Origin of the sequence: Streptomyces virginiae (genome assembly GCF_041432505.1) — a bacterium.
Taxonomy (GTDB): Bacteria; Actinomycetota; Actinomycetes; order Streptomycetales; family Streptomycetaceae; genus Streptomyces; species Streptomyces virginiae_A.
This window is the reverse complement of record NZ_CP107871.1, coordinates 5,325,208-5,341,798: the sequence shown is the minus strand read 5'-3', so window position 1 is coordinate 5,341,798 and position 16,591 is coordinate 5,325,208. Positions and strand designations below refer to the sequence as shown.

The 16,591-nt window shown below is 71.1% G+C and carries 16 protein-coding genes; 11 read left to right on the top strand and 5 right to left on the bottom strand.

Features of this window, described 5'->3' with window-relative positions:
- Positions 1-2: 2 nt before the first annotated feature.
- Positions 3-1,580 carry an acyl-CoA mutase large subunit family protein gene (locus tag OG624_RS24990; protein WP_266353085.1) on the bottom strand — a complete coding sequence of 526 codons (1,578 nt, stop codon included), beginning with the start codon at positions 1,578-1,580 and terminating at the stop codon, positions 3-5.
- Positions 1,581-1,785: 205 nt separating this feature from the next.
- Between OG624_RS24990 and OG624_RS24985 the strand changes: the two genes are divergently transcribed.
- Positions 1,786-2,664: a L,D-transpeptidase family protein gene (locus tag OG624_RS24985; protein ID WP_161291481.1), complete on the top strand. Its 879-nt coding sequence runs from the start codon at positions 1,786-1,788 to the stop codon at positions 2,662-2,664.
- A 295-nt stretch (positions 2,665-2,959) separates the two neighbouring features.
- Here the strand turns inward: OG624_RS24985 and OG624_RS24980 are convergent, their stop codons facing one another.
- Together OG624_RS24980 and OG624_RS24975 are read right to left on the bottom strand one after the other, a co-directional pair.
- On the bottom strand, positions 2,960-3,991 hold the full coding sequence (locus tag OG624_RS24980; protein WP_371639855.1) for a hypothetical protein: 1,032 nt from the start codon (positions 3,989-3,991) through the stop codon (positions 2,960-2,962).
- Positions 3,991-4,734 (bottom strand): RNA polymerase sigma factor, encoded by a 744-nt coding sequence (locus tag OG624_RS24975; protein WP_033219581.1) that lies wholly within the window; start codon positions 4,732-4,734, stop codon positions 3,991-3,993. Before OG624_RS24975 ends, OG624_RS24980 begins: the two co-directional genes overlap by 1 nt.
- Before the next feature lie 172 nt (positions 4,735-4,906).
- Here OG624_RS24975 and OG624_RS24970 point away from each other — a divergent pair, with 172 nt between their 5' ends.
- The 5 genes from OG624_RS24970 to OG624_RS24950 all read left to right on the top strand — a co-directional run bounded on the left by OG624_RS24970 (position 4,907) and on the right by OG624_RS24950 (position 9,264).
- On the top strand, positions 4,907-5,707 hold the full coding sequence (locus OG624_RS24970; RefSeq protein ID WP_371589849.1) for a 2-oxo-4-hydroxy-4-carboxy-5-ureidoimidazoline decarboxylase: 801 nt from the start codon (positions 4,907-4,909) through the stop codon (positions 5,705-5,707).
- A gap of 152 nt (positions 5,708-5,859) precedes the next feature.
- Positions 5,860-6,240, top strand: a complete 381-nt coding sequence (gene sdhC, locus OG624_RS24965; RefSeq protein ID WP_078909238.1) for a succinate dehydrogenase, cytochrome b556 subunit — start codon at positions 5,860-5,862, stop codon at positions 6,238-6,240.
- 5 nt (positions 6,241-6,245) lie between these two features.
- Complete coding sequence (locus tag OG624_RS24960) at positions 6,246-6,728, top strand: succinate dehydrogenase hydrophobic membrane anchor subunit (protein WP_030712574.1); 483 nt, start codon at positions 6,246-6,248, stop codon at positions 6,726-6,728.
- 23 nt (positions 6,729-6,751) lie between these two features.
- On the top strand, positions 6,752-8,506 hold the full coding sequence (gene sdhA, locus OG624_RS24955) for a succinate dehydrogenase flavoprotein subunit (protein ID WP_033219576.1): 1,755 nt from the start codon (positions 6,752-6,754) through the stop codon (positions 8,504-8,506).
- Entirely contained in the window at positions 8,506-9,264 is a 759-nt protein-coding gene (locus OG624_RS24950) for a succinate dehydrogenase iron-sulfur subunit (protein ID WP_033219571.1), read from the top strand. Before sdhA ends, OG624_RS24950 begins: the two co-directional genes overlap by 1 nt.
- Positions 9,265-9,340: 76 nt before the next feature.
- On the opposite strand, the gene OG624_RS24945 is transcribed toward OG624_RS24950, so the two are convergent.
- Both OG624_RS24945 and OG624_RS24940 read right to left on the bottom strand, forming a co-directional pair.
- On the bottom strand, positions 9,341-11,773 hold the full coding sequence (locus OG624_RS24945) for a DUF4132 domain-containing protein (RefSeq protein ID WP_371588325.1): 2,433 nt from the start codon (positions 11,771-11,773) through the stop codon (positions 9,341-9,343).
- Positions 11,773-12,165: a hypothetical protein gene (locus OG624_RS24940; protein ID WP_371588324.1), complete on the bottom strand. Its 393-nt coding sequence runs from the start codon at positions 12,163-12,165 to the stop codon at positions 11,773-11,775. Before OG624_RS24940 ends, OG624_RS24945 begins: the two co-directional genes overlap by 1 nt.
- Before the next feature lie 129 nt (positions 12,166-12,294).
- Here OG624_RS24940 and OG624_RS24935 point away from each other — a divergent pair, with 129 nt between their 5' ends.
- From OG624_RS24935 to OG624_RS24915, 5 genes are all read left to right on the top strand, one after another.
- Positions 12,295-13,413, top strand: coding sequence for a serine hydrolase domain-containing protein (locus OG624_RS24935; protein WP_371588323.1), 1,119 nt, complete (start codon positions 12,295-12,297; stop codon positions 13,411-13,413).
- A 56-nt stretch (positions 13,414-13,469) separates the two neighbouring features.
- On the top strand, positions 13,470-14,039 hold the full coding sequence (locus OG624_RS24930; protein WP_033219567.1) for a hypothetical protein: 570 nt from the start codon (positions 13,470-13,472) through the stop codon (positions 14,037-14,039).
- 949 nt (positions 14,040-14,988) lie between these two features.
- Positions 14,989-15,393: a hypothetical protein gene (locus OG624_RS24925; RefSeq protein WP_033219565.1), complete on the top strand. Its 405-nt coding sequence runs from the start codon at positions 14,989-14,991 to the stop codon at positions 15,391-15,393.
- 3 nt (positions 15,394-15,396) lie between these two features.
- Entirely contained in the window at positions 15,397-15,825 is a 429-nt protein-coding gene (locus tag OG624_RS24920) for a thiol-disulfide oxidoreductase DCC family protein (RefSeq protein WP_033219563.1), read from the top strand.
- Entirely contained in the window at positions 15,807-16,589 is a 783-nt protein-coding gene (locus OG624_RS24915; protein ID WP_051763176.1) for a TetR/AcrR family transcriptional regulator, read from the top strand. The genes OG624_RS24920 and OG624_RS24915 overlap by 19 nt, the downstream gene beginning before the upstream one ends.
- Positions 16,590-16,591 lie beyond the last annotated feature (2 nt).

Below are 16,591 nucleotides of genomic sequence, written 5' to 3'. Positions count from 1 at the left end.
TTTCACCAGGTGGAACCGGTGGGCTCGTAGGTCCCCCAGACCTCCCGCAGCGCCCCGCACACCTCCCCCACCGTGGCCCGGGCGCGCAGCGCCTCCTTCATCGGGTACAGCACGTTCGCCGTCCCCGCCGCCGCCTCCTTCAGGGCCGCGAGCGCCGCCGTCACCGCCGTGCCGCGCTCCGCCCGCAGCCGGGCCAGCGCCGCGCACTGGCGCGCCTCGATCGCCGGGTCCACGCGCAGCGGTTCGTACGGTTCCTCGCGCTCCAGCGTGAAGCGGTTGACGCCGACCACCACCCGCTCCCCGTTCTCGGTCTCCTGCGCGATGCGGTAGGCGTTGCGCTCGATCTCGGCCTTCTGGAAGCCGGCCTCGATCGCGGCCACCGCCCCGCCCTGGTCCTCGATCCGGCGCATCAGCGCGAGCGCCGCCGCCTCCAGGTCGTCCGTCATCCGCTCGACCGCGTACGACCCGGCGAAGGGGTCCACGGTGTGCGGCACGTCCGTCTCGTACGCGAGGACCTGCTGGGTGCGCAGGGCGAGGCGGGCGGACTTCTCGGTCGGGAGCGCGATCGCCTCGTCGAAGGAGTTGGTGTGCAGCGACTGGGTGCCGCCGAGCACGGCGGCCAGGGCCTGGACGGCCACCCGTACGAGATTCAGTTCGGGCTGCTGGGCGGTGAGCTGGACCCCGGCGGTCTGGGTGTGGAAGCGGAGCATCAGCGACTTCGGGTCGCGGGCCCCGAACTCCTCCCGCATGACGCGGGCCCAGATGCGTCGGGCCGCGCGGAACTTCGCGACCTCCTCCAGCAGGGTGGTGCGGGCGACGAAGAAGAAGGAGAGCCGGGGCGCGAACTCGTCGACCGCCATCCCGGCCGCCAGGGCCGTCCGGACGTAGGCGATGCCGTCGGCGAGAGTGAAGGCCACCTCCTGCGCGGGCGAGGCGCCGGCTTCGGCCATGTGGTAGCCGGAGATGGAGATGGTGTTCCACCGGGGCATCTCGGCCCGGCAGTAGCGGAAGGTGTCGGCCGTCAGGCGCAGGGAGGGGCCGGGCGGGAAGATGTACGTCCCGCGTGCGATGTACTCCTTCAGGACGTCGTTCTGGACCGTCCCCGTCAGTTCCGTGCCCGAGATGCCCTGTTCCTCCGCCACCAGTTGGTAGAGCAGCAGGAGCAGTGCGGCGGGCGCGTTGATCGTCATCGAGGTGGAGACCCGGTCGAGGGGGATCCCGTCGAACAGCGTCCGCATGTCGTCGAGCGAGTCGACGGCGACGCCGACCTTGCCCACCTCGCCCTGCGCGAGGGGGGCGTCGGAGTCGTGTCCCATCTGGGTCGGCAGGTCGAAGGCGACGGACAGCCCGGTGCCGCCGCCCTCGATGAGCTGCCGGTAGCGGGCGTTGGACTCGGCGGCCGTGCCGAAGCCGGCGTACTGCCGCATCGTCCACGGCCGACCGGTGTACATGTTCGGATAAATCCCCCTCGTGTAGGGGAAGTCACCCGGTTGCCCGAGTTCCGCCGCGGGGTCCCATCCCGTCAGGTCGGCGGGTCCGTAGACGGGTTCGACGGGAATTCCGCTCTCGGTCTGTGCCATGTGACGTAGTCCTCCGTGGAGCAAGCGGGCCCGGGACTGGTAGAACCTCCCCCGAGCCACCGCTGGGGTTCCCCAGCCGCGTATCGCTTCGTAAGGCTGCGGACGACTGCCGGTCACAATGGCGCAACATCCCGGAGCCGAGTGCAACTGTCCACGCACGCGGAGCATCACCTAGATACACGACGTAGAAACCGGGGGGACTGCAATGCAGCGCCAGAGAGTCATAATCCGCACGATCGGGGTGGCAACCGCCGTCGCACTCGCCGCGACCGCCTGCGGACCGCAGAAGACGGAGCCTGTCGCCTCCGCCTCCTCGGCTTCGTCCTCGCCCACGGCGGGCACTTCCCCCGAAGCCTCTCCCTCCACCGACGACAAGCCCGGCGAGGCCTCGAAGTCGCCGTCCGCCTCGGCCTCCGCGTCGCCCTCCACCTCGGCCTCCGCCTCCCCCGCGGTGAAGGCGATCATGGCCAACGGTGACGAGAACGAGCAGGTGCGCGAGCTCCAGGCCCGGCTGCGCCAGCTCAAGCTGATGTCGGTCGCCCCGACCGGCTTCTACGGCTCCAAGACCACCGCCGCGGTCAAGTCCTTCCAGTCGAAGCACGGCCTGAACGCCACCGGCTCGGTCGACGAGGCCACCTGGAAGAAGATCGAGGGCGCCAGCAAGAAGCCCACCGCCGACGAGCTGCGCCCCTCGACCGTCAACGAGGTCGACGCCCCGGACCCGCGCTGCATGCAGGGCCGCGTCATGTGCATCAGCAAGGAGAGCCGCACCCTCGCCTGGATGATCGACGGCAAGGTCGTCTCCACGATGGACGTGCGCTTCGGCTCCGAGAACACCCCGACCCGCGAGGGCGTGTTCGACGTGGGCTGGAAGGCCAAGGAGTGGACGTCGACGATCTACCACACCCCGATGCCGTACGCGATGTTCTTCAGCGGCGGCCAGGCGGTCCACTACTCGGCCGACTTCGCGGCCCGCGGCTACAACGGGGCCTCGCACGGCTGCGTGAACGTCCGGGACAAGGGCAAGCTGTCGGCGCTGTTCGACCAGGTGAAGGTCGGCGACAAGGTCGTCGTCTACTGGTGATGCCGTCAGGGCCGCAGGCGGGATCGTGATCCGGTCCCGCGAGCCCGTGAGGCCCGCGCCCGCGGCAGACGCGAGCGAGCAGGAACCGAAAAGCCCGAGGCGCTCGCCTCGGGCTTTTTCCGGTCCGAACGTAATGGGCGCGGGCAGGGCCGGGGGAACGTGCCCCGCCCGCGCCGGTTGCGCAGAGCCCAGGGGTACGGGGGGAACCCCGGCTCATGCGCGGCCGATGACCAGTCGGCTCGATATGTACTGCGCCGCCGGTTCGAAAAGTGTTACAGGCAGGTCAGCGCATGTGTCAGCGGCCGGTGCGCAGGTCGACCGACCCCCGCGGAAGCGTCGGTGTCAGGGTCGGCGCCCGGAGCGTCCCGCCCCCCAGCTGGGTGTCGCTGCGCTTGCCGCCGGCGCCACCGTCGTCGAGCACCGACTTGCAGTAGTCGGGGATCCGGGTGAGTCCGTTGGCCAGGCGCGAGAGCCGCTCGCGGCGTGCCTCGTCGAGCCGGCCCGCCTTGAACTCCGTGCAGAGGTCAGCGACCTTGAGGAGGGTCTCGCCGTCACGGTCGCGGTCCTTGCCGCCCGTGGTGCCGCCACCGAAGGTGTCCCGGTCGATGTCCTTGCCGCCGATGCCGCCCGTGGCGCCGGTGCCGCCCTGGACGTCCTTGCCCGCGCCGGCCGTCGCCGAGGAACCCGAGGAGACGCCGGCGCCCGCGCCGGTCCCGGGTGTCGCGGTACGCCCGTCCGGACCGGGCGGCTGCGTCGCGCCCGCGGTGGGCATCGAATTCGAGCCATACGGCTGCGGGGTGGGGGTCGGCTTCGGACTGGCGCTCGGCGCTCCGCTGCCGATGCCCGGGGCCGGGTTCTCGCCGGCGCTCACGGACATCGCCGGACCGGGGCCCGCGCTGTCGTGCCGGGACCGCTCCAGCAGCCCGGCGCCCGCCGCCGCGGCCAGTCCGCCCACGGCGACACCGGCCAGGGCCGCGGCCAGGCCGAAGCTCACGGCGCGGCGGCGGCGAGGGGCGGGCACGGGAACGACGCGGCCGAGGTCGACCAGGGGTTCGTCGGACGGGGCCGTCGCATCGGGCGCCGCGGCGGGGCGCGCGCCACCGCGGGCCGCGCGGAAGGCGGCCACCGCCGCGGCCTCGCCGGGCAGTTCCGCGCCCGCGGGCAGCGGCGCGTTCACGCCACCCAGGGCGTCCAGGGCGGCACGCAGTCGGGCCGCCTCGTTCCGGGCACGCTGATCGGCGGCCGGCCCCACAGGTTCCACCGGTTCGCCGCGTAGCAGTTTTTCCGCCGCGGCTTCGTCCAGCCACCTGTTGCGCTCGTCGGCCATCACATGTCCTTCTGCGTCCGCCAACGTGAATCCGTCACACCGGTTTGCTCTACGAAGCCCCCGCCCCGGCCGCGCTGCGCGGGTACGGCGTCGAGATCCCTCCCGCCCCCGCCGCCCCACGCCTGGCCACGGGCATTATGGCCGACCGCCGGGCCCGGACCCGAGCCGGTGTCCGGGTCGGGCTCGGAGCCGCCCTCCGGGCCGAGCAGCTCGGCCAACTTCTTCAGGCCCCGGTGGGCCGCGGTCCGTACGGCGCCGGGCCGCTTGCCGAGGGTCTCGGCCGCGCTCTTGGCGTCCAGGCCGACCACGACCCGTAGGACGACGGCCTCGGCCTGGTCCTGCGGAAGCTGCGCGATGAGGGCCATGGTCCGGCCGGTGGAGAGGGACTCCATGGCCGCGCCCGCGGTGTCGCACTCGGCGGCCCAGCTCGTCAGCTCGGTGTCGTCGCCCCCGATGGCGGGGCGGCGGCCGCGCATGCGGATGTGGTCCAGGGCGCGGTTGCGGGCGATGCGGGCCGCCCAACCGCGGAAGCGGTCGGCGTCGCCGGTGAAGGAGTCGAGGTCGCGGGCGATCTGCAGCCAGGCCTCGGAGGTCACGTCCTCCGCGTCGCCGTCCCCGACGAGCGTGCGTACGTACCCGAGCAGCCGTGGGTGCACGGCGCGGTACACAGCACGGAACGCGTTCTCGTCGCCGTCCTGTGCCGCGAGCACCGCGGCGGTCAGCTCCGCGTCGTCCCCCAGCAAAGTCCCCAACCCGTTCACTGTCCTGTACGTGTGGCGCAAATCAGCACGTTACGGCTTTCAAGTACCTCTCGTCCACGAGTGATACAACGCGCAACCAATCCTGTGCGGAGCGAGGTGTGACACAAAACGCACCCGAGGCGCTGACAGGGGTACGGGCTTGTCGCACGAGCCCGTGACGGATGGCGACCGGGGCCTCTCCTGTGGGGGGTGGCGGCCTCGGTCGCCCTCCCCTTCCCGGGGCCCTCACCATGCCTGCCCGTGGCGCTCACGTCATCCTTTCGGCTCACTTCCGGGTGAAATCCCCGAATCGGTACGACACACCCTGCCCTGCGTCGATAGCGTGGCGGTACACCCCCGCCGCGCCCCGAGGAGCCCCCTGCTGTCCAGCCACCTTCCGGCACAGGCCCCAGGGCGCACCTCCCGGACCGGATCCGGGGGAAGTTCCGATCCTTCTCACGGATTCGGGCTGGTTCGGTTCAACGCCCTGTCCCCCGAGATCGTCCAGGCCGTCCTGCTGCACTGCTGCGGAAGCCGGCGCTGGGCGCACCGGATGGCGACGCACCGCCCCTACCCGGATCCCGGGGCCCTGCTCGCCGCCGCCGACGAGGCCTCGTACGACCTCTCGCAGGGCGATCTGACCGAGGCGCTGGCCGCGGAGCGCTCGGCGGAACTGGCCCACGGGGCTTCGTACGCCGCCCTGCTGGCCCTCGACGCGGCCCACGCGGAGTACGAACGGAAGTTCGGCCACGCCTTCGTGATCTGCCTCGACGGGCACCCGCCGGAGGAGCGGGCCGACCAGCTGCTGGGGGCGATCCGGCGGCGGATGGGCCACGAGGTCGACGAGGAGCGCTCGATCTCCGCGGACGAGCTGCGCCGCCTCGCGCAGGCCCGGCTCCGGGATGTGACACGCCGGCTGACCTCGCCGGATGGGCTGACTGCCACGGAAATCGGGCTATTCGCCCCTGTGGGATAGCCCGTACGTGCCTGTTTGATCACACCGATGGCCCCCGCGCAAGGGAACCGACAAAGCGTCGCTACGATGTCCGGGGCCGGAGGACCGTACCCGGCCGGGCCCGACCGACAAAGAAGCCGGCTGGCCCCCGCCCCGCTTCCGGAGGGTTTTCCGTGCCGGCTGGAACGTTGTACCGCGGCCGGGAAGGAATGTGGTCCTGGGTGGCTCATCGAGTCACCGGCGTCCTCATTTTCTTCTTCCTGTTCGTACACGTCCTCGACACCGCTCTCGTCCGCGTCTCCCCCGAGGCGTACGACGATGTCGTGGCTACCTACAAGACGCCGATCGTCGCGCTGCTGGAGTACGGCCTCGTCGCCGCCATCCTGTTCCACGCGCTCAACGGTCTCCGTGTCATCGCCGTGGACTTCTGGTCCAAGGGTCCGCGCTACCAGAAGCAGATGCTCTGGACCGTCGTGATCACTTGGATCGTGCTGATGGGCGGGGCCCTGTACCCCGTCCTGGGCCACGCCTACCTTGAACTGTTCGGGAAGTGACACGTATGTCTTCTGACACTTCTTTCGAAAAGGGAGTCGGCGATGTGGAGGGCGTGTCCCTCTACGACGTGGACAACCCGGCGCCCTACATCGAGGCCCCGCGCAAGCGGACCGGCAAGACCCCGCGCTCGACCCGCGGGAACTTCGAGATGGTCGCGTGGCTCTTCATGCGCCTCTCGGGCATCGTGCTCGTCGTCCTGGTCATCGGCCACCTGCTGATCCAGCTGGTGCTCGACGGCGGCGTGTCCAAGATCGGTTTCGCCTTCGTGGCCGGCCGCTGGGCGTCCCCGTTCTGGCAGGTCTGGGACCTGCTGATGCTGTGGCTGGCCATGCTGCACGGCGCCAACGGTCTGCGTACCGTCATCAACGACTACGCGGAGCGTGCCAACACGCGGCTGTGGCTGAAGGGCCTGCTCTACACCGCCACGGTGTTCACCATCCTTCTGGGCACGCTGGTGATCTTCACCTTCGACCCGAACATCCGCTAGGCAACGGGGCTGAGGCGAAACCAATGAAGATCCACAAGTACGACACCGTCATCGTGGGCGCGGGTGGCGCGGGTATGCGCGCCGCCATCGAGTCGACGAAGCGCAGCCGCACGGCGGTGCTGACGAAGCTCTACCCGACCCGCTCCCACACGGGCGCCGCGCAGGGCGGCATGGCCGCCGCGCTGGCCAACGTGGAAGAGGACAACTGGGAGTGGCACACCTTCGACACGGTCAAGGGTGGTGACTACCTGGTCGACCAGGACGCCGCCGAGATCCTGGCGAAGGAGGCCATCGACGCGGTCCTCGACCTGGAGAAGATGGGCCTGCCGTTCAACCGCACCCCGGACGGCACCATCGACCAGCGCCGCTTCGGCGGGCACTCCCGCAACCACGGCGAGGCGCCGGTCCGCCGGTCCTGCTACGCCGCGGACCGCACGGGCCACATGATCCTCCAGACGCTCTACCAGAACTGCGTCAAGGAGGGCGTGGAGTTCTTCAACGAGTTCTACGTCCTGGACCAGCTCCTGGTCGAGGAGGACGGCGTCAAGAAGTCGGCCGGTGTGGTCGCGTACGAGCTCGCCACCGGCGAGATCCACGTGTTCCAGGCCAAGGCCGTCATCTACGCCTCCGGCGGCACCGGCAAGTTCTTCAAGGTGACCTCCAACGCGCACACCCTCACGGGTGACGGCCAGGCGGCCTGCTACCGCCGCGGCCTGCCGCTGGAGGACATGGAGTTCTTCCAGTTCCACCCGACGGGCATCTGGCGCATGGGCATCCTGCTGACGGAGGGCGCCCGCGGTGAGGGCGGCATCCTCCGCAACAAGGACGGCGAGCGCTTCATGGAGAAGTACGCGCCGGTCATGAAGGACCTCGCGTCCCGTGACGTCGTCTCGCGCTCCATCTACACCGAGATCCGTGAGGGCCGCGGCTGCGGTCCGGCCGGTGACCACGTGTACCTGGACCTGACGCACCTGCCGCCGGAGCAGCTCGACGCGAAGCTCCCGGACATCACCGAGTTCGCGCGCACCTACCTGGGCATCGAGCCGTACACGGACCCGATCCCGATCCAGCCCACCGCGCACTACGCCATGGGCGGCATCCCGACCAACGTCGAGGGTGAGGTCCTGTCGGACAACACCACCGTCGTCCCGGGCCTGTACGCGGCCGGCGAGGTCGCGTGCGTGTCGGTGCACGGCGCGAACCGTCTGGGCACCAACTCGCTGCTGGACATCAACGTCTTCGGCAAGCGCTCCGGCATCGCCGCCGCGAAGTACTCCCAGGAGAACGACTACGTCGAGCTCCCGGAGAACCCGGCGCAGCAGGTCGTCGACCTCGTCGAGCACCTGCGCAACTCCACGGGCAACGAGCGGGTCGCCGACCTGCGTCTGGAGCTCCAGGAGACGATGGACGCGTGCGTGATGGTGTTCCGTACGGAGCAGACCATCAAGACCGCGGTCGAGAAGATCGCGGAGCTGCGCGAGCGCTACAAGAACGTGTCCGTCCAGGACAAGGGCAAGCGCTTCAACACGGACCTGCTGGAGGCCATCGAGCTGGGCAACCTGCTCGACCTGGCCGAGGTCATGGCCGTGTCCGCGCTGGCGCGCAAGGAGTCCCGCGGCGGTCACTACCGCGAGGACTACCCGAACCGCGACGACGTCAACTTCATGCGCCACACCATGGCGTACCGCGAGGTCGGCGCCGACGGCAAGGACTCCGTCCGGCTGGACTACAAGCCCGTCGTCGTCACCCGCTACCAGCCGATGGAGCGTAAGTACTGATGGCCACCCCGACCCTGGACAAGATGGAGGCCGCGGCCGCGGCCTCGCCCTTCATCACGGTCACCTTCCGGATCCGCCGCTTCAACCCCGAGATCTCCGACGAGTCTCAGTGGCAGGACTTCCAGATCGAGATCGACCCGAAGGAGCGCGTGCTCGACGGTCTCCACAAGATCAAGTGGGACCTCGACGGCACGCTGACGTTCCGCCGCTCGTGCGCGCACGGCATCTGCGGCTCCGACGCGATGCGGATCAACGGCAAGAACAGGCTCGCCTGCAAGACGCTGATCAAGGACATCAACCCGGAGAAGCCGATCACCGTCGAGGCCATCAAGGGCCTCACGGTGATGAAGGACCTTGTCGTCGACATGGAGCCCTTCTTCCAGGCGTACCGCGACGTCATGCCGTTCCTGGTCACCAAGGGCAACGAGCCGACGCGCGAGCGTCTGCAGTCCGCCGAGGACCGCGAGCGCTTCGACGACACCACCAAGTGCATCCTGTGCGCCGCGTGCACGTCCTCGTGCCCGGTGTTCTGGAACGACGGCCAGTACTTCGGCCCGGCGGCGATCGTCAACGCGCACCGCTTCATCTTCGACTCGCGTGACGAGGCCGGCGAGCAGCGGCTGGAGATCCTGAACGACAAGGACGGCGTGTGGCGCTGCCGCACGACCTTCAACTGCACCGACGCGTGCCCGCGTGGCATCGAGGTCACGAAGGCGATCCAGGAAGTCAAGCGCGCGCTGATCACGCGCCGCTTCTGACCTTCCGGTCCGCGTGTGCGAGGGCCCCGTCCCCGGTTCGTCCGGGGGCGGGGCCCTCGCCGTTCCCCAGGGCCCGTCAGCGGCGGATCTGGCTGGTGATCGTCGGGTCCGTGATCTCGGTGTCCTTCGCGAGCAGCAACGCCTTGGAGAGGACGACCGCGAGGGTGCGGTCCCCTTCGAAGGGCAGATAGCCGGTCTCGAAGGTGCCCGAGCCCGCGGAGCCGCCCGGCACGATGCACAGGTACTGATCGTTCGGCGTCATCAGGATGTTCCCCGAGCCGAGGTGGATCTTGTACGTGCGCAGCTCGCCCCGCACGTGCAGGAAGCGGCCCTCGACACCGCAGCGGTCGGCGATGGCCAGCCGCGGTACCAGCCGCTCCAACAGCACCCGCCGGGTCTCGGCGCTCTGGTTCAGCTCGCCGAAGGCGTACGAGGTCCAGTACGCGCGGAAGCGTCCCTCGGGCCCGCCGTCGGCCCAGGTCGGGTCGTTGGCGATGCCGGCCACACCGACGAAGAGGTCGACGTCCCGGAGCACCTCGCTCAGCACCAGCGCCGGTATCTCCGTGAGCGGCAGCGGGTCGACGGGGGCCTGACCGTCCCCCCGCCGCATCGTGTACGCGCCGCGGTACGTGCTCGCCTCGTTGTGCGGGGCGTCGATCGGGTAGAAGCGGACCTGGTCGGTCCGCAGCCGCAGATAGCTGCCGGACCCGGTGGTGTCGACCCCGTGCTCCTCCCCGTCGCCCTCGATCCAGTACTCGGCGCGCAGCCCCCACCGCGGCAGCTCGCGGGTGGCGGGCGGGGCGCTGTCGTCCACGCACAGCCGCAGCCTGTTGCGCCAGCCGCGGGCCGCGGCCAGCGCGTGGAACTGGTGCTGACACAGGACGTGTGCGGCGAAGCGGTTGGAGTAGGTGCCCGTGTTCCGCTCGGCGTCGGTCAGCAGGTACACCTCGCGGTGGGCCTGCTTGAAGGGCTGGGTCACGGCGTACCGCTCCAGCAGGTTGCGCCAGGCGACCACCTCGGCGGGCTCCCTGCCCACGGGGTGCCAGAGCTCCACGGTGGCCTGCGCCGTGTCCTGGTCCAGGGGGGCGCCGGTGAGGGTGCGCAGCTGCCCGTCCGCGTGGACGACCGCCGTGCCGTCCACGGTCCAGATGAGCCGCCGCGCCAGGGTCCCGACCAGCGGGTGGTCGAGGTACCGGGCGCGCCACTGCCCGTACGTCCATCGGCGCCGGGCCAGGAACTGTCCGTCCAGCCGTTCCGCCTGCGCGGTCAGGGAGGCGGTGATGTCCTTGACGGTGGCCTTGAGTTCCTTCAGCTCCTCGGCGTGGTCCCGGCGTACGGCGGCGGGCACGCTCCTGAGTTCCTTGCCCGCGGCGTTGCGCCAGCGGACCACGGCCCTGGTCCCGTGGACCTCCAGCAGTGCGGTGGCCTCGCCGACGCGGAACTCGGCCTGACCCACCTCGCTCAACCCGTGTGCGGGAACGGCCAGTTCCTCGATCTCCTCGCGGCTCAGACCGAGTACCGCGGCGCGCGTCTCCAGCGCCGCGTCGATGAGCTTGGCGGTGCGCTTGTACGTCACCCGGGTTCCCAGGCGCGCCAGTTCGGCGAGGGCCGCGTCACCTTCCGTCCGGGCCAGGGAGTTGACGGCGGCGTTGGCCACCTTCGGGTTGCGCGGGCCGATCCCGGAGACCTTGCGCAGCGCGCTCTCCGCCAGCGCGCCGAGCGCGCGGACCGCACCGGGGTGCGGTGGCAGGAAGGACAGCAGCCAGGCCAGGCCGCGCAGGGCGTCGGCGTTGAAGGGATCGAAGGCGTTGTCGACGTCCTGCTCGTACGGGCCGCGCTCCAGGTGCACGGTCCGGGGTCGTCCGACGAGGGCCAGCCACTCCACGACGGCCTCGCGCACGGCGTCGCCGTCGAGCCGGCCGAGGAGCGCCCGGCCGCGCTTCTCCCAGGCGCGGGAGGGCTTGGCGGATCCGGCGGTCCGCGCGTGGGCGAGCAGCTCGTGCCACCGCTCGTCCGCCATCGCCCGCTCCGCCCACTCCTCGCCGACGTTGAGCACGGGTGCGGTGAGGGTGGCGGCCAGGTCGACGAGGGCGGCCGGGCAGTACGTGCCGACGACGGCACTGCGTCGGACGGTCGCGATGACGCCCGGGGTGAGCGGGCGCCCGGCGGCGACCTCGGCGTGGACCAGCGGCTCGTGGTGGGCGACGTACGAGAAGGTGTGGGCGTGGGCGACGGTCTCCAGCTGCGCCGTCCGTTCCTCGCCCAGGGGCAGGTCGTCGAGGCCCTCGCCGACGAGCACGATCATCTTCAGCAGCTTCACCTCCACCTCCCGCGTGTGGGTCGCGCGCCGGTAGTGATCGGCGAACCGCTCCACCGCCAGACGCCGGTCCGCCTCCGGGAGCAGCTGCATCCCTTCGACGTGTCGGCGGACGCCGTCGCCGCGGTACTCGGTGGCGTACACGGTCGCGTCGAGGAACTCCTCCGCCGCCGCCTCGATGTCCCAGGCCATCAGCCACCCACCAGCGCGACGAGCTTGAGGAAGGTGACCTCGACGCCGAACGGCAGGTCCATCTCCTCGTCCAGGTCGAGGATCTGACGGTCCTCCACCAGGACCAGGAAACCGTTGCGCTCGAACGCCGCGAGCGCCCGCTCGGTCTGCTTCCGCGGGTCGATGCGGCGCGGCGTCCGCAGCGCGTACCCGTTCAGGGCGCGCTCGGCGCCCTCCGGGCGGACCAGCCCGTGGAAGACCTCCGGCCGCTCCGCGTGGTACTCCGCGACCTCCTGGAAGATCCGGCGCCGGATCAACTCGCGCAGCGTGAGCCGCTCCTCGACCATGTCGAGGCCCCAGCCCTCGCTGCGGCCGCCCGCGGTCGTCTCGTCGACGAAGGTCACCATTCCCATGGCTCCGACAGTAGGGGCGAGCACCGACAACGGGCCGTGCGGGCCCCAGCGGCGGTCAGGGGCCCCTCAGGGTCCGGTGGGGGTCTTCACCCATGGCCGGTGGATCTTGGCCGCAGCAGACTTCCGTACATGCCGAAGACCGCGCACTCCGCTCCCGCCGCCACCCGCCGGACCCGCTGGACCGCCCTGGTCCTCGCCGGCGCGGCCCTCGCTTCCGTCACCGCCGGCGCCGTCCTGCCGGCCTCGGCCACCGAGCTGCCGGGCGCACCGGGGACCGCTGCCGCCCGCGCGTACCACCCGGTCGACACCGCCGCCCTGACCGCGTTGATGAAGCCCGACGCCGTGGCGAGCGGCACCATGGTCCGGGTGGGCGGGACGGGTCCCGGATGGACCGCGGCCACCGGCCCGCTCTCGCAGGACCCGGCCGCGAACTTCCGTATCGGCAGCATCACCAAGCTGTTCACCTCCACCCTGGTCCTCCAGCTCGTCGGCGAGGGCCGCTTCACCCTGGACACCCCCGTCCAGGAGCTCCTCCCGGGCACCCTTCCGGCGCACTGGAAGCCGATCACCGTCGGCCAGTTGCTGAGCCACACCAGTGGCATCCAGGAGCCCTGCGTGGCGTTCGTGGACGGCGAGGCGCCGACCCCGGAGCAGGTCGTCGCCCACTGGACCGACCCGAGGTGCGCCGCGCCCCAGTACCCCGTGCGCGTGCAGCGGTACAACGGCGCCAACTACTTCCTCCTCGGCATGGTCGTCGAGAAGGTCACCGGCCGCTCCTACGCCGACGAGATCCGGCGCCGTATCGCCCGGCCGCTCGGGCTGCGCCACACGTACTCCCCGAAGCCCGGTGACCGCACCGTCCCCGGCCCGGTGCTCGCCGACGGCGGCGAGATCGAGCCGTGGGCCTGGGCCGAGGGCGGCATGCTCTCCAACGCCCCCGACCTGGAGCGCTTCATCACCGGCCTGCTGCGCGGCCGGCTGCTGAAGCCGGCGCAGCAGCGGCAGTTGTTCGCCATGCCGGAACTGTCCGAGGGCGCGGTGGACCGCTTCAGCACGGGCGGGCTGATGCGCGCCGAGATCGGCGGCACCGTCGTCTGGGGCAAGACCGGCTCCATGGGCCGCTCCACGAGCGGGGTGTTCGCCACCGAGGGCGGGCGTCGCACGCTCGTCCACTCCCTCCTCCCTGCAGGCGTGGACCGCGACTTGATGCGGGGGCGCGTCGTGGCTCTGGTCGGCGCGGCGCTCTGACCTGGGTTGCGGGACCGGGGGTACAGGGCGCGAGTCCCTGTGGAAGGATCGGCGGCATGAGCGAGCAGCAGCCGAATCCGTACACGAGCGACCCCGCCGGCCAGGGCGGTCAGCCCGGCACGCCCGCCACGCCCGGCCAGGGCGACTACAAGTGGGGCCCCGGCGAGGCCAGTTACGGCTACCCGCAGCCCTACCCGGCGCCTCCGGCGCCCCCGGCCTACCAGCCGACCATCGGCGGCGCCGGCATCCCGGCCCCCGCCTACAACGCCCCCGCTCCGGTCGGCGGAGCCGGTCTGTCCCTCGGTGACATCACCATCGCGGGGGACCAGATCATCACCCCTTCGGGCAACATGCCGCTCCGGGGCGCGATGTGGAACGCGACGGACTTCTCGCGCACCGAGGAGAAGATCCCGCCGCACGCGATCGTGCTGGCGATCGTCTTCTTCCTCTTCTGCCTGCTCGGCCTGCTCTTCCTGCTGATGAAGGAGAAGACCACCACCGGCTACATCCAGGTCACGGTCACCAGCGGCGGCCGCCACCACTCCACGATGATCCCGGCGGTGGACGCGTACACCTACCAGTGGGTGATGTCGCAGCTCAACTACGCGCGGTCGCTGAGCATCTGAGGTGTGCGCTCCGCCGGGCCGGCCTGAGCCGGGCCGGCGTGCAGCCACCGGCGGCCCGTCTGGGGGCGCAGGTCGGCCGGTGAGGACCACCGGTCCCCGGGCCCGACCGGCCCCCGACTCGTGCAGGAGCCTCCACAGGGTGCGCGTGCGCTCGCGCAGCGGCAGGTCCGGGTCGTTCCGGAGGGCGTCGGGCCGTACGGGACCCGGCGCTGACGCCGACGCGTGCCGCTCCAGGCCTGCGCGAGGTCGCCGCCCCGCCCCCGCCTGCCCGAGCATGGGACCCGCCGGGGCCGTGCCGGTGGGCGATCCCGAGCGACACCGCCCGGTTGAGGTGGACGCATGCGGCGGCCCTCGATGGCGCACGGCTGTCGCCGCCCGCAGGAGGTACGGGCCGGGCGCGCAGCATCGCGGTGGCTCCTGGGGCGGATGAGCGGTCGGTCCCGGCTCCCCCGGTGCCGCTCGTGCGGCTGTACGGGTTCGCCCGACGGGCGCGTACGCGGCCGAGCTGGAGGCCTGGTTCCCCGGCAGGGCCACGCGTGCGTGCGCCTCGGCCTCCTGCGGGGCGAGTCCCGCCGACGGTCGACCCCGGCCCACCCCCTCCCCCGCCACCCTCGCCGTGCTCGCCTGTCCGGTCGTGGCTCCCTGTGGGCGACCGTCGCCCTGTCCCGGTCCGCCCTCCGCGGGGGCGTTCGTCATGGACCCGGCCGACGGCTTCCCCGTCGCACCCCCCTACGGGCAGCCGGCCGCCCTCACCTGGCACAGCTACGCCCGCTTCGTCCCGGGCCGCCACCCTCACGCGCACCCTCGGCGTCATCACCGCGACGCTCGCGCTCTCGCTGATCGCGAACCGGTTCCACGGCACCCGTCGACCATCGCTTGAACTTGTTCAAAAAGAGGCCTACAGTCATCCCTGTCAGCAGTTTGAACACGTTCAAAGGGGCTGGGGACAATGGACCTCACCGTCGTCACGTACGTCATCTACCTGCTCATCAGCATCGCCCTCACCGTCTGGGTGGCGCGCACGCTCAGCCGTAACGGTCGCGTCTTCATCGGTGACGTCCTGCACGGGAACGAGAAGCTCGCCGACGCGGTCAACCAGCTCCTGGTGGTCGGCTTCTACCTCGTGAACATCGGCTTCGTGACCCTCTACCTCCGGTCGAGCGAGGAGATCACGACCCCCCGGGCCCTCTTCGAGGCGCTCTCGGTCAAGCTCGGCGTCGTCCTGCTCGTCCTCGGCGTCATGCACCTGGGGAACGTGTGGGCGCTGAACCGGATGCGCCGCCGGGGGATCATGGAGCGCCAGCAGACCCCGCCCGTCCCGCCGCAGGCGTGGACCGCGCCGGTCGGGGCCTGAGCCGTGCCGACCGCCACCGCCGCCGTCCGGCGCCTGACCGTCCTCTACGACGCCGGCTGCCCGCTCTGCGTACACATCCGGCACTGGCTGCTCGCGCAGCGGTGGCTGGTCCCGCTCTCGCTGGTGCCCGCCGGATCCTGGGAGGCGCACCGGCGGTACCCCCGGCTCGACCACCCCTCCACGCTCCGGGAGATCACCGTCATCGGGGACTCGGGGCAGGTGTGGACCGGGACCGACGCCTTCATCGTGTGCCTGTGGGCGCTGGCCGAGCACCGGCCGAAGGCGAACTGGCTGGCCACCCCGGCCGGCCGGCCCTTCGCCCGGGCGGCCATGCACACGGCCTCCGCCTGGCGGCAGGCCGTACGTACCGAGGGTCACCCCGAGGGCGCCGAGGGACCGGCCTGTGACGACCAATGCGCCGTCCCCCGATAGGCTCATACACCGTGACTGATCAGAAGGCTCCCAAGAGCGAGCAGACCCGCACGCTCATCCTCGAAACCGCGCTCCGCCTCTTCCAGGAGCGCGGCTTCGACAAGACGACGATGCGGGGTATCGCGAAGGAGGCCGGCGTCTCGGTCGGCAACGCCTACTACTACTTCGAGTCGAAGGAACACCTGGTCCAGGGGTTCTACGACCGGATCGGCGCCGCCCACCAGGCGGCGGTCCGGCCCATCCTGGACAACGAGACCGACCTGCAGAAGCGGTACGCGGGCGTGTTGACGGCCTGGCTCGACATCGCCGCGCCGTACCACGAGTTCGCCTCGCAGTTCTTCAAGAACGCCGCTGACCCGGAGAGTCCGCTCAGCCCGTTCTCGCCGGAATCGGAAACGGCGCGCAAGGCTGCGATCGACCTCCACCGCGAGGTGCTGGCGGGCGCGAAGACGAAGGTGCCGGCCGAGCTGGCCGACGTACTGCCGGAGCTGATGTGGCTCGCGCAGATGGGCCTGGTCCTGTACTGGGTCTTCGACCGCTCCCCGAACAGCGACAAGACGCGGCGGCTCGCCGAGCGCGGCGCGCAGCTGACGACGCGGGGCATCGTCCTGGCCCGGTTCCGGGTGCTGCGGCCGCTGGTGCGGGAAGTGCACGAGCTGTTCGCGGACTTCCTGCCGGGCATGGCCCAGACGGCCACGACGGGGGCCCGGCGCAGGGCCTCGGACCCGTACCCGGACGAGGAACCGAAGACGCACCGCAAGTAGCC